At 59.1% G+C, this 13329-nt stretch carries 11 protein-coding genes; 4 read left to right on the top strand and 7 right to left on the bottom strand.

The genetic code is table 11. The features are described 5' to 3' along the window. Window positions 1-65: 65 nt before the first annotated feature. From HX868_RS22930 to HX868_RS22915, 4 genes are all read right to left on the bottom strand, one after another. A complete protein-coding gene (locus HX868_RS22930; protein ID WP_177004453.1) occupies window positions 66-1352 on the bottom strand; it encodes an OmpP1/FadL family transporter in 1287 nt (428 codons plus the stop codon). Between the two features lie 146 nt (window positions 1353-1498). Further along, window positions 1499-1981 carry a hypothetical protein gene (locus HX868_RS22925; protein WP_177004452.1) on the bottom strand — a complete coding sequence of 161 codons (483 nt, stop codon included), beginning with the start codon at window positions 1979-1981 and terminating at the stop codon, window positions 1499-1501. A gap of 280 nt (window positions 1982-2261) precedes the next feature. Next, window positions 2262-2486 carry a hypothetical protein gene (locus tag HX868_RS22920; protein WP_005790139.1) on the bottom strand — a complete coding sequence of 75 codons (225 nt, stop codon included), beginning with the start codon at window positions 2484-2486 and terminating at the stop codon, window positions 2262-2264. Between the two features lie 443 nt (window positions 2487-2929). Next, a complete protein-coding gene (locus HX868_RS22915) occupies window positions 2930-3235 on the bottom strand; it encodes a hypothetical protein (RefSeq protein WP_177004451.1) in 306 nt (101 codons plus the stop codon). Between the two features lie 457 nt (window positions 3236-3692). On the opposite strand from HX868_RS22915, the gene HX868_RS22910 reads away from it, so the two are divergent. Further along, entirely contained in the window at window positions 3693-4016 is a 324-nt protein-coding gene (locus HX868_RS22910; RefSeq protein ID WP_177004450.1) for an SEL1-like repeat protein, read from the top strand. A 175-nt stretch (window positions 4017-4191) separates the two neighbouring features. Next, on the top strand, window positions 4192-5556 hold the full coding sequence (locus tag HX868_RS22905) for a DNA recombination protein RmuC (RefSeq protein ID WP_166794315.1): 1365 nt from the start codon (window positions 4192-4194) through the stop codon (window positions 5554-5556). A 107-nt stretch (window positions 5557-5663) separates the two neighbouring features. On the opposite strand, the gene HX868_RS22900 is transcribed toward HX868_RS22905, so the two are convergent. The 3 genes from HX868_RS22900 to HX868_RS22890 all read right to left on the bottom strand — a co-directional run bounded on the left by HX868_RS22900 (window position 5664) and on the right by HX868_RS22890 (window position 10244). After that, on the bottom strand, window positions 5664-9134 hold the full coding sequence (locus tag HX868_RS22900) for a hybrid sensor histidine kinase/response regulator (protein ID WP_177004449.1): 3471 nt from the start codon (window positions 9132-9134) through the stop codon (window positions 5664-5666). A 118-nt stretch (window positions 9135-9252) separates the two neighbouring features. Beyond that, window positions 9253-9636: a YbaN family protein gene (locus HX868_RS22895; RefSeq protein WP_177004448.1), complete on the bottom strand. Its 384-nt coding sequence runs from the start codon at window positions 9634-9636 to the stop codon at window positions 9253-9255. Between the two features lie 20 nt (window positions 9637-9656). Continuing rightward, a complete protein-coding gene (locus HX868_RS22890) occupies window positions 9657-10244 on the bottom strand; it encodes a UPF0149 family protein (protein WP_016976541.1) in 588 nt (195 codons plus the stop codon). Window positions 10245-10519: 275 nt separating this feature from the next. Between HX868_RS22890 and recQ the strand changes: the two genes are divergently transcribed. After that, entirely contained in the window at window positions 10520-12646 is a 2127-nt protein-coding gene (recQ, locus tag HX868_RS22885) for a DNA helicase RecQ (protein ID WP_177004447.1), read from the top strand. Window positions 12647-12767: 121 nt separating this feature from the next. Continuing rightward, a complete protein-coding gene (locus tag HX868_RS22880) occupies window positions 12768-13202 on the top strand; it encodes a MarR family transcriptional regulator (protein ID WP_028617350.1) in 435 nt (144 codons plus the stop codon). The last annotated feature ends 127 nt before the right edge of the window (window positions 13203-13329 follow it).

Genomic DNA, 13329 nt, shown 5'->3' with positions numbered 1-13329 from the left:
TCGCCAGCCATTAAAAAGCCCCGACTCCTTTGCAGGAGAGCGGGGCTTTTTTACACCCGTCTGAATCAGAAGGTGTAGGTCATGCCCAGGCCGAAACCGTTGGCACTGTTTTCATACTTGGCGCGGTAGCTGGCGGTCGAAGGGGCTTTGGCGGTGTTGTTCACCTTGACGTCTTCTTCCTGCAGGTACGAGTACGCCAGGTCGATAGTCATGTTATCCATGACCTTGTAGCCCAAGCCGACGCTGAAGATCGTACGGTCGCCGGTCGGAATACGTGGCGAGCGATCGGTATTGTTGGTCGGCGACTGGTCGAAGGTCAGGCCAGTGCGCAGCACCACTTGCTTGGTCAACTGGTACGAGGTACCCACGGCATAGGCCCAGGTGTCGTGCCAGTTCTGCTCTTCGGTGATGGCAGTGAGTTGGCTCGGCGCCAGAGCGCCGCCGCCCAGGCCCGTCACGCCTTCGTTGTTGACGGTGATTTCCTTCAGGCGGCTCCAGCGTGTCCAGGTTGCGCCGCCATAAAGTTTCCAGGCATCAGTCAGGTCTTGAGTGACCGACAGATCGTAGGATTCCGGGGTGTCGATCTTCAACGAGGCGTCGTAGCGGTTGTTACGCAGGAAGCCTTGGGTTTGCGCCGGACCACTCACAGTGGTGTGGCCGTCAAGCTTGTACTTGACCTTGGAGTGGTAGGTCAGGCCGACACGGGTGGTGTCAGTGGCCTGGACCAGTACGCCGATGTTGAAGCCGAGCGCGGTGTCGTCACCCTTGATCTTGACGTTGGTGTCTGAAAAACGAGGGTCGAGCGTCTTGTCCGATTCCAGCACACCGGAAATCCGGTTGATGGTCGGGCCAAAACCGATGGACACGCGGTCGTTGAAGGCATAGCTGACAGTTGGCTGGAAGGTCATGACCTTCACTTCGCTCTTGCTGCCGAAACCTTTGCCTTGGAAGCCGCTTTCGTAGTCGGTTACCAGGCCAAACGGTGCGTACACACCGAAGCCGATAGCCCACTGGTCGTTAAGTTTGTTGGTGTAGAAACCAAATGGCACCGCAGTGAACGGAACCATGTCACCTTTGTTGGAGCCGCGTGAGTTGCCGCCGGTATCGCTGATATCGGTCGAGGCATCAATCGCCGCAACACCGCCCGTGATCTGCTGGCCATTCAGGCGAGCCATACCGGCCGGGTTACCGTAAACAGTGCTTGCATCATCGGCAGAAGAAGAGCGACCTGCGAAACCCGTACCCATCCCGCTGACGCTCTGTTCGTTCAGTGCGAAACCGCTTGCGAACAGTTGGGAGGATGCCATGGCAACGGCGAGGCTAAGTGTGGTCTTGAGCATTACTTTTTTCATTATTAGAACTCCGTGGTGATCACCGCTGCGGAAAGTAACAATAAATTTAAGATCGCGCTATAGGCTGTAATGCAGGAGATAGAGCGGTTTTGTAGGACAATCCGACCAAAATTCAGGTTTTTTGGCGAGTCTTGCAAATTGCCCGGTCAGCAAACCACGTGATTCATGGGTGAAACACAGGTTTGCCAGGCTTGAGTGAAATCGCGCAGCCGTCCTTGTGGGTGAAAAATTTCTTTCCAGATACGTGCCATTGCCAGCACATCACCGGGCGGAGGCAGTGCGGGGGTGTGTTGTTCCACCAACAACCATGCGATGGCCGTGGCGTAACGCAGGTTGACGGTGAGCTCCAGTTGCGGGGCGCTGAGGAACGCGTGCTGGCTTGCGAGCCCGCGTACCAGGCTGGCGCGCTCGGGGTCCAGCGCCAGGTAGTCATCCCACAAGGCGCGGTGGCGCGGTTCGGTGATGCTGTACAGGCCATGCCCACGGCGGTCGTGCAGTGCGGAACCGAGTTCCGACTGGCTGGCGGCAATGCCCAGCAGCAGGGACTCGGCCGTCAGGTTATGGCGGCCGAGGTATATCAAGGTCGGCCGGATCACATAACGACACAATTCGCTGGCAGCGATACCCATACAAGCCTCAATCCGTGAAAGTGGTCGACGAAGCCTGAGAAGGTGGGGGCTTGGCAGCAGTGGATCGGATCTCAGGCTCGCCGGAAGCGGATCATGCCGCTTGAGTTGAAGTGTAGTGTCATATTTGTGATGTAAAGGACTGTTTTTAAAACATCTTCTTCATTTAGTTATAACGTTTATACCTATTTGAACTTAGTGCAAAAGCTCAATTGGCAAATTCCGGGCAATAAAAAACCCTGTTTTTTAAACAGGGTTTTTGTGTTTCAGCGACTCGGGTCGATCAGGCAGTCAGTGCCTGACGGGTACGCTCGATCACGGCCTGCAGCGGTTCTGCGCTGGAGTATTGATCGGGGTACAGGCGTTCGCTGTGACGAGCGATGCCATGTTCGTTGACCAGGGTGAAGCTGAAGCAGCCTTTGCGAGCGGCCATGATCAGGCAGTTCATTGGAGCAAAAGCGTTGGTGAGGGTGCGAATGGCATCCTGAGTATGGATTTGAGCGTTCATATTATTGGTGTTCCTACAAATGACACAGATAAGAACCGTGCCGTATTAAAACGTTCCAGCGACGTTGACCACGATTGATCGAACGAAGAAACCGACTGGAACAAAGCAGCCAGTTTGAAGCGCTGATAAGTTAGGCGCGCTTGGGCTGGCAGGTAGGTACTTAGGAGGGCAGGCAACACAACAGGGGCAAAGGTTCTGGGCCCGGGGTGAAGATCCTGATCAATTTGCAGGTTGGTTCGGTCAGAGTATGGAAACTTCGCAACACCCTTTGCTTGTTCAAAGGCAGTGTCGTCGCAAGTGATACCTGGAAACCATCGAGGTGGTCGATCCCGTGTTGGACAGGGGAGTTGTTCGACCAGAATTGACTTTCAGCTTGGTACTAACGCCGCGGATAGTAACGGATTGAAACAGGTAAGGGAAGTGTGTTAGCTAAAAAACTTTCATCAGCCGCCCAGAAGGCCCCGATAAACCAGCACTGTAGTCGCCGCCGCCAGTGAACAGCCCAGCCCGTAGGCGGCAAGGGTCAGGCGTAGGGATCGGCCGGTCTCGACCACCTTCATCACGTCGCCCATGTCATTTATCCGGCCTTCGCCCAGTTCGATGCACAGGCTCACGGCAGTGAACGCCGCCGACAGCAGGATCGCGATGGCGAACAGCGCCCCATCCGGTGACGGCAGTGCTGCATTGATCCCCAAGGAAACGACGCAGATGGCCAGCAGCAACACGGCGAATAACAGAATCCCTTTCATCAACCCACCCATTGTTGCGTTGTAGGTTGGGGAGTGTGGCGAGCCGGGAAAGATTTGAAAAGTCCCTGGTTTGCCCCTGCGGTAACATTTCTGTAGCGGGTGGCTTCAAAAAAAGCCGACGATATAACCATCGGATGGGTACTTGTGCACATTGGTTGCAGGGTGTGTAACCGTACTGTCAACTGTGCGATGTGACCACCATTTGCCTGCAATGGAAATTTAAGTCAATGAAAAATCTGGCTTTTTTTTATTGGTGAAAAAATCGTCAGTTTGACTGCGGCCCCCATTCCATGGGGCTTTGCGCGAGTTCAAGGGGGGTTGTCCACTGAGTTATCCACAGCTTCTGTGGATTGTCCCGAGCGCTTGCTCTAGAACGGGCGTGCAGAGTTTTTTCAGCTTTACCTGTACGAAAAAAAGAGTAGAGTGGCGCGCCTTCCGTTCTGTCCCACAGTGCTTTATGAAGTTTCGCTCAGTATCACCTTCTGTTACCGACGCCCCTCAAACTGTTACCGCTCCCAAGCGCTTCTCCTTGAAAGTTGCCCTGTGGTTGCTCGACAGCCCGCGCCTGGGTCACAACCCCAACGTCAAGCACTTCGCCGGGCGTTTGCTCAAGCAGCCGGCCCGTGAAGGGGTGGTCGCTGCACAGAGCCGCCTGGGCCAACTGATGTGCCGCGAATGCGGGAATGCCCGCGACCGCCGCATCGGCCACGACCTGCTACGGCTGGCCGCCCGCGCCGGTGACCGGCGCGCCCAGCGCGAATTGGGCCAGGTCGAAGACTGAGCTGTCCTCAGGCCCTGCGCTCCGCTAACCTTGGTTTTTTTCGGTGATGGCAGACATGTCTATGGTTTTTGACTGGACCAGTATTGCCCTGGGCCTCGCTGGCGCGGCCGTGCCTTTATTGGCCGTGTGTTGGCAGCTTCAGCGACGCCTGAGCTCACGCATGTCCGGCTGGGAACTGCTCGAAGAACGCCTGGCCACCGCGCAATTGGCCCAGGAAGGTCTCGCTGCGCAGTTGGATGCCAGCCGCGATGAGATCAGCGATTTAAGCCAGGCCAATGCCGCCAAGCAGGCTGACCTGGCCGCTGTGCGCCGCGAAGTCGAGCTATTGCAGATCGACCGCGATAATGCGCGCGACGCCGCCCATGCGTGGAACCTCGACCGCAGCGCAAAAGAGACCGAGCTGCGCCGCCTCGATGCCTTATCGGCCGCCTTGCGCGCCGAACTGCGTGAACAACAGGACAGTCATCAACAACGCCTGACCGACCTGCAAGGCTCGCGCGATGAGCTGCGTGCGCAATTCGCCGAGCTGGCCGGCAAGATCTTCGACGAGCGCGAACAGCGCTTCGCCGAAACCAGCCAGGAACGTTTGGGCCAATTGCTTGATCCCTTGAAGGAGCGCATCCAGTCCTTCGAGAAGCGTGTGGAAGAAAGCTATCAGAACGAGGCGCGCGAGCGTTTTTCCCTGGCTAAAGAGTTGGAGCGCCTACAGCAGCTGAACCTGCGCCTGTCGGACGAGGCCACCAACCTGACCCGCGCGCTCAAGGGCCAGAAAACCCAAGGTAACTGGGGTGAGCTGATCCTTGAACGGGTGTTGGAGCATGCAGGCCTGGAAAAGGGCCGCGAGTACCAGACCCAGGTCAGCCTCAAAGGCCCGGATGGCGAGCGATTCCAGCCCGACGTGCTGATCATGTTGCCCGGCGACAAGCAGGTGGTGGTGGACTCCAAGGTCAGTCTCACTGCGTATCAGCAGTACGTGGCGGCGGATGACGAAGTGATCGGCCAGGCAGCTCTGAAGCAGCATGTGCTGTCGCTGCGAAACCACGTCAAAGGTTTGGCCGGAAAGGATTACAAACGCCTGGAAGGCCTGCACAGCCTGGATTTCGTGTTGCTGTTCGTGCCGATCGAGGCGGCGTTTTCTGCTGCATTGCAGGCCGAGCCCAACCTCTTCCAGGAAGCGTTTGACCGCCACATCGTGATCGTCAGCCCGACCACCTTGCTCGCGACCCTGCGCGTGATCGACAGCTTGTGGAAGCAGGAACGCCAGAGCCAGAACGCCCGGGAAATCGCCGAACGCGCCGGGTGGCTGTACGACAAGTTCGTACTGTTTATCCAGGACCTGGACGAAGTGGGCAACCGCTTGCAGCAGTTGGATAAGGCTTACAGCGCGGCGCGAAACAAGCTGACAGATGGACGCGGAAATCTGGTCAGCCGCACTGAGCAACTGAGGTTGCTGGGAGCTCGTGCGAGTAAAAGCCTGCCGGCTGACTTGCTGGAGCGGGCGATGACGGATTCAGATGGCGTGGCCCATCTTCCTGAATAAACGATCGCCTTTTGTAGGAGCGAGCTTGCTCGCGAAAAACATTAACGATAACGCGGGCATTTTGAATGACCGTGTTGCCTGTGCGTTCTTCGCGAGCAAGCTCGCTCCTACAGAGGTAGGTGTCTGCTTAAAAGTGCCCGCAACGCCGCCGGCTTCACCGGCTTGGCCAGGTAATCCAACCCCGCCGCATGCACCTCGGCCACCATTTCCGGTCGGCCGTCGGCACTGATCACCACGCCGGGAATCGGCTCGGCCAATTGTGCGCGCAGCCAACCCATCAGCTCAGTACCGGTTTCGCCATGGTCCAGGTGGTAGTCCACCAGAGCCAGTTGCGGGCGCACACCGTCGGCGAGCAACGCCGCACACTGCGCCTGGTCGGTGGCGGTCCACACCTCGCAGCCCCAACGGGTCAACAGGCTGCGCATGCCTATCAGGATGCTCTCTTCATTATCCACACACAGCACCTGTGCACCGCTCAACGGCAGTCCGGTTTCCTGGGGTGTCTTGACCTGCGGGCTGGCCTGGTTGCGCGCCAACGGCACGCGCACGCTGAACACGCTGCCTTTGTCTGGCCATGAACGCACGCTCAACCGATGGCCGAGCACGCGACATAAGCCGTCGGCGATTGCCAGGCCCAGGCCCAGGCCTTTCTCTGCGCGGGTCTGGTGGCTGTCCAAGCGCTTGAATTCTTCGAAGATCACCTTCTGTTTATCCAGCGGGATACCGGGGCCACGGTCCCACACTTCCAGGCACAGCTCGCCCTTGCGTCGGCGTACGCCAAGCAGCACCGGGCCGTCGGCATAACGGAAAGCGTTGGTGAGAAAATTCTGCAGGATGCGCCGCAGCAACTTGATGTCGCTGTCGACGCGCAAGCGACTGCCGCGCAGGCGGAAACGCAGGCCTTGTTCCTGGGCCAGCGCCTTGAACTCCGCGCCCAAGGTGTCGAACAGTTCGTTGAGTACGAACGGCTGGCGCTGCGGATTGATCTTGCCGTTTTCCAGGCGTGAGATATCCAGCAGGTCGCTGATCAGGTCTTCGGCGGAACGCAATGAGCTGTCCAGGTGATGCACCAATTGCCGGGCTTCGCTGGAGAGGCCGTCGTTCTGGTGGGAGAGGGCGGCGGAAAACAGGCGTGCGGCATTCAAAGGTTGCATCAAGTCATGGCTGACCGCCGCCAGGAAGCGGGTCTTCGACTGGCTGGCGGACTCGGCCACGCCCTTGGCGTCGGTGAGCGCCACATTGAGTTGCGACAGTTCATGGGTGCGCTCGGTCACCCGTTGTTCCAAACCTTCGTTGGCCTCGGTGAGCGCCTGCTCGGCTTCTCGGAACGCGGTAATGTCGGTGAAACTCATCACAAAACCGCCGCCGGGCATCGGGTTGCCGATCAACTCGATCACCCGGCCATTGGGGAACAAGCGCTCGGAGGTGTGCGCGCGGCCCTGGCGCATCCAATGCAGCCGTCGCGCCACATGCACTTCGGCCTCGCCCGGTCCGCACAGGCCGCGTTCGGCGTTGTAGCGGATGATGTCGGCGATAGGTCGACCCACGCTGATCAGGCCGTCCGGGTAGTTGAACAGCTCCAGATAACGCCGGTTCCAGGCCACCAACTTGAGGGACTGGTCGACCACGCTGATGCCCTGGGTAATGTTCTCGATGGCGCCTTGTAGTAATGCGCGGTTGAATTGCAACACTTCCGACGCTTCGTCGGCGATGCGGACTACGTCTTCCAGCTGCATTTCCCGCCCTTCGATGGCGGCTTTTACGACCGCACGTGTCGAAGATGCCCCCAGCACGCCAGCCAATAGCCGCTCGGTATGGGCGATCCAATCATTGTCGGCATTCTGGTTAGGGTTGAAGCCTTTGCCCTGGCGATAGGCGAAGCGGATAAAGCTTTGCTGGGCGCGTTCTTCACCGACAAAGCGCGCCGCCAGGCTGAGCAAGTCGCTGATTTGCACCGACAGCATCGAGCGAGCGCTGGCACGTTGGCTGATTTCCTGGCCGATGAAACGTCCGGCTTGCCAGTGCTCGGATACCCGCGTGCGGGACAGCATCGACACCCACACAAACAGCGTGAAGTTACCCGCCAGGGAGAACACGGTGCCCAAGGTCAATGAGGTGACGGACAGACCCAGCGGGTGGGAATGCATCCACGTCAATCCTGGGAAAAGGCTGAGGGACCAGCCCAGGCTTTTCGCCGTCACCGGTAGGACCAAGGTGTAGAACCACAGGAAAGTACCAGCTGCCAGCCCGGCAAACACCCCGCGTCGGTTGGCTTGTTTCCAATACAACGCACCGAGCATGGCCGGAGCCAGTTGCGTCACGGCGGCAAAGGCGATCTGGCCGATGGTCGCCAGGCTCGCGGTGGAGCCCAGCAGGCGATAGCTGACATAAGCCAGTAACAGAATGATCACGATGCTCACGCGGCGTACCGACAGCATCCAGTGGCGGAACACTTCGAACGGCCGCTCGGCGCTGGAACGACGCAGCAGCCAGGGCAGCAGCATGTCGTTGGATACCATGGTCGACAAGGCGATGCTTGCCACGATGACCATGCCGGTGGCGGCTGATGCGCCACCGATAAATGCCAACACGGCCAGCGCGGGATGAGCTTCGGCCATCGGCAGGCTGATCACGTAGGAGTCCGGCAGTACCGAGCTGGGCAGCATCATCTTGCCGCCCAAGGCGATCGGTACTACAAACAGTGCGGCAAGAATCAGATAGGCGGGAAACACCCACTTGGCCAGGCGCAGGTCCTGCGGGTCGATGTTCTCCACCACCGTGACATGAAACTGTCGAGGCAGGCAGATGATCGCCATCATGGCCACACCGGTCTGCACCACCATCGACGGCCAGTTGACGGTCTCTTTCCAGTATTCCTCCAGCCGTGGCGCGAGCATGGCCTGGCTGAACAGGTCGCCGAAGCCGTCGTACAGGCCGTAGGTCACAAACGCGCCGACCGCCAGAAACGCGAACAGCTTGACCAGCGATTCAAACGCAATCGCCAGCACCATGCCACGGTGGTGCTCGGTGGCATCAAGGTTGCGCGTACCAAATACGATGGTGAACAGCGCCAGCACCAGCGACACGATCAGTGCGGTGTCCTGGGCGCGGGTGCCGGTGGTGTCGGCGCCGGCGCCGATCAGCAGGTTGACCCCCAGCACGATGCCTTTGAGTTGCAGGGCGATATAGGGCAGTACGCCGACCAGGCAGATCAGGGCGACCACCACGGCGAGGGATTGGGATTTGCCGTAGCGTGCCGCAATAAAGTCGGCGATGGAGGTGATGTTTTCCTGCTTGCTGATCAGGATCATCTTCTGCAACACCCAAGGTGCCAATACCAGCAGCAACACGGGCCCGAGATAGATTGGTAAAAAAGCCCACAACTGTTCGGCAGCCTGGCCTACAGCTCCGAAGAACGTCCAACTGGTGCAGTAAACCGCCAGCGACAGGCTATACACCCAGGCACGCATGCGCGGCGGCAATGGCGCACGACGGCGGTCACCGTAGAAGGCGATGGCAAACATAATGGCCATATAGGCCAAGGCAACGGCGGCGATCAGCCCGCTGGACAGCGTCATGGTAACTCCGAGCATGAGAACACCCGGGCATTCCGGGCCCGGTTGGACAGTCTCGCATGATGCTTGGGGTTAGTCAGTGTCGACCAAGGTCGTGTGGGATCGAATGTCGCAGGGGCGTTCAGCGCGGCGGCAGGGTTTTCTGACGCAGGATGTAGATCGTCACCAGCACGGCGCTGGTCAGCATGAAGCCACGCGCCCACGGTAGTGGCACCCAGTAGCAGGACACGCCGATACTCAGCCACATTAGGCCGATGGCGTAGACCTTGCCTTTAAGGGGAATGCCGTTGCCGTCCAGGTAATCACGGATCCAGGGGCCCAGGCGTGGGTGTTGCACCAGCCACTGGTAGAAACGCGGGGAGCTTCGGGCGAAGCAGGCGGCAGCAAGGAGCAGGAAGGGCGTAGTCGGCAATACCGGTAGGAAAATGCCGATCACCCCCAACGCTACACTGAGCCAGCCGATGGCCAGGAGCAGGTAGCGCAGGAGCAGAGAGCGATTGCCCATGGGTGTCACGGGCAAGCGACTCAGTGGTGACGTGGCTTGAGGATCGCCGGTTTTTCGTCAGGTGCGTTGCACAGCAGGTACAGCGCGGTCAGGGCTTCCGGGATCTGAACGATCATGTCGTCCATCAGGTTGGCGTCGGCGGCAATGTCGGCGAACTCAGGCTGGTCGTCGAACAGGCCCGAACCGACCATGATCGGCAACAGCATTTCGCTGACTTCTTCCTCGGCGGTTTCAAACCAGGCGGCTTCGCGCAGGAACACGCCTTCCATGAAGCCGATGCACCAGCCGCGCAGGTCGGAGTCATCCGGTTCTTCGCCCAGGTCCAGTTCGCATGGCAGCTCGAATTCCTCGTCGGAGGCCAGTTGGCGACCGATGTGGGCCTTGAGGGCCAGCAGGGTGGATTCGATTTCTTCGCGTTGGGCAGCGTCGGTGTAGTGCGGCTCTTCGGCGAACAGCGCGTCGATCCATTCACGGTCGGGGACGACGTCGGAGCAGATCGACAGGGCGGTCAGGTAGCCGTGGGCGGCCACGTAGTCCAGCGCCTCGTCATGCAGCTCATCGGCGTCGAGGAAGGCTTGCAGGCGGGTTAGTTGCTCAGCGAAGGACATTGAAGGACTACCTTGGGAATAAACGATGCTGAATTCTAGGCTTTCTTGAGCGCACAGGCCAGCCGCACTGCATATTTGCCAGGTTTTAGATAGCGCTCGCTATTCGTCAGTGGCGCCCTTTGCCGGGGAGCGCTCGGGTATACTGCCGCGTTTTGTGATGCCCTTGCAGGCCAAGCCCAGTGCGCGAAAACTTCGCTTACGGATTATTTCCCGTGAAAGCGGTTTTTTTCGGCCAGCCTGTACAGAGGGATTTCGGCACTATTTTGGAGTTTTACATGCTCGAACAGGCACAACGCGTCCTCAAGGACATCTTCGGCTACGACAGTTTTCGTGGCCGCCAGGGTGCGATCATTGAGCGCGTGGCCAGTGGCGGTGACGCCCTGGTGCTGATGCCTACCGGCGGCGGTAAATCGTTGTGCTTTCAGGTGCCGGCGCTGTTGCGCAATGGCCTGGCTGTGGTGGTGTCGCCTTTGATTGCATTGATGGACGACCAGGTGGCAACCCTGGAAGAGCTGGGTGTCGCCGCCGCATCGTTGAACTCCACCCTCAGTGCCGAACAGCAGCGTGACCTCGCCGCTCGCATCAAGCGCGGTGAAGTGAAGATGCTGTACCTGGCCCCCGAGCGTCTGGTGCAGCCGCGCATGCTGGCTTTTTTGCAGAGCCTGGAAATCGCCCTGTTCGCGATTGATGAAGCTCACTGCGTGTCGCAATGGGGTCATGACTTCCGTCGCGAATATTTGCAGCTTGGCCAATTGGCGGAGCTGTTTCCCGATGTGCCGCGCATTGCCCTGACCGCCACTGCCGACAAGCGTACCCGCGAAGAAATCGTCGAGCGCCTGCATCTGCAGAACGCCGAGCGCTTCCTGTCGAGCTTTGACCGACCGAATATTTTCTACCGTATCGTGCCCAAGGAGCAGCCGCGCAAACAGTTGCTGGCGTTCCTTTCCGAGCGGCGCAGCGATGCGGGCATCGTCTATTGCCTGTCGCGCAAGAAGGTCGATGAAGTGGCTGCGTTTCTCTGCGAGCAAGGCTATCCGGCGTTGCCGTATCACGCCGGCCTGCCCAACGACACGCGTTCGGCTCACCAGAAACGCTTCCTCAACGAGGAAGGCCTGATCATGGTGGCCACCATTGCGTTCGGCATGGGTATCGATAAATCCAACGTGCGATTTGTTGCGCACATGGACCTGCCAAAATCCCTTGAGGCGTACTACCAGGAAACCGGTCGTGCCGGCCGTGATGGCCTGCCGGCGGATGCGTGGATGGTCTACGGCCTGCAAGATGTGGTGATGCTCAAGCAGATGCTGCAGAACTCCGAAGGCGACGAGCGTCACAAGCGTCTGGAGCAGCACAAGCTCGACGCGATGCTCTCGCTGTGTGAGGAAACCCGGTGCCGTCGCCAGACCTTGCTGGCGTATTTCGACGAAGACATGCCCGAGCCTTGCGGCCATTGCGACAACTGCGTGGACGGCGTGCAGACCTGGGACGCCACCGAGCCGGCGCGCCAGGGTTTGTCCGCCATCTATCGCACCGGCCAGCGTTACGGCGTCGGCCACTTGGTGGATGTGTTGCTGGGCAAGGACAACGAGAAGGTACGCAGCTTCGGCCATGAAAAACTCTCGGTCTACGGCGTCGGCAAGGCTCGCGCCGAAGGCGAGTGGCGCTCGCTGTTCCGGCAGATGGTGGCGCGCGGCCTGGTGGATATCGACATCGAAGGGTACGGCGGCCTCCGCTTGAACGACAGTTGTCGTCCGCTGCTCAAGGGTGAAGTGACGCTGGAACTGCGCCGTGATCTCAAGCCGCAGACCACCGCCAAGACCAGCACCAGCCAGGCCAGTCAGCTTGTACGTGGCGAAGAACGCGAACAATGGGAAGCCCTGCGCACCCTGCGCCGCAAACTGGCTCAGGAACACAGCGTGCCGCCGTACGTTATTTTCCCCGACTCGACGCTGTTGGAGATGTTGCGCGAGCAACCTACGACTATGTCGGAAATGGCCAGGGTCAGCGGCGTCGGTGCACGCAAGTTGGAGCGCTACGGCCAGGCGTTCCTAGAAGTGCTCGGCGGCCAGGCTGAAGCACCGAAGGAAGTCGCCGATATTCGCCACGAACTGATCAGCCTGGCACGTGCTGGCATGACCCCGATGCAGATCGCTGGCCAATTGCAATGCTCGGAGAAGAACGTCTACACCTTGCTTGCGGAATCCATCGGCAAGCAGCAGTTGTCCTTGGAACAAGCCCTTGATTTGCCGGAGGATCTGCTCGGCGAGATCCAGGATGCTTTCTTGGACGGGGAGGGCGAATTGCCACCTGTGGCGGAGATTGCTCCGCTGTTTACCGGGCGTGTTCCTGAAGGTGTTTTGTACTGCGTGCGGGCGGCTTTGCAGTCAGAATTCGAAATTTAGTGCGCCAATTACGACAATGTAACGAATCAGTACATAGCAACTCTTGCCTACTTGCGAAGCTCATGCTTAGCTGACTAATAATTAGCCACACTTTATTTTCAGTCTAAAACATGAGTTTTTTATGCCGTTAACCGATCAACACCGATTTGGCATGCAGTTGGCGCAGATGTCCCGTGGTTGGCGTGCAGAACTGGACCGTCGCCTGGCCGGGCTAGGCCTGTCCCAGGCGCGCTGGCTGGTGCTGCTGCACCTCGCTCGTTTTGAAGAAGCACCCACCCAGCGTGAGCTGGCGCAAAGCGTCGGCGTCGAAGGGCCAACCCTGGCCCGCCTGCTGGACAGCCTTGAAGGCCAGGGCCTGGTGCAACGTCAGGCGGTGGTGGAAGACCGTCGTGCCAAGCGCATCCTGCTGTGTGACACCGCCCGACCTTTAATCGAACAAATCGAAACCATCGCCACCGCCCTGCGCCATGAGTTGTTTGTAGGCGTGGACGAAGCCGACTTGAGCGTGTGTATGCGCGTGCATGGGCACATACTGGCTAACTTGGAAAAATCCTGACCTTGCATACGCCGCAGGTCGAAAATGTGGGAGCTGGCTTGCCTGCGATAGCGTCACCTCGGAGCAACTGAAAAAATCGAGGTGCCTGCATCGCAGGCAAGCCAGCTCCCACATTGGTTTTGCGAAC

The sequence above is a fragment of the Pseudomonas reactans genome (assembly GCF_013385825.1).
In the GTDB taxonomy this organism is placed as follows: domain Bacteria; phylum Pseudomonadota; class Gammaproteobacteria; order Pseudomonadales; family Pseudomonadaceae; genus Aquipseudomonas; species Aquipseudomonas reactans.
This window is presented reverse-complemented; position numbering and strand designations above follow the sequence as displayed.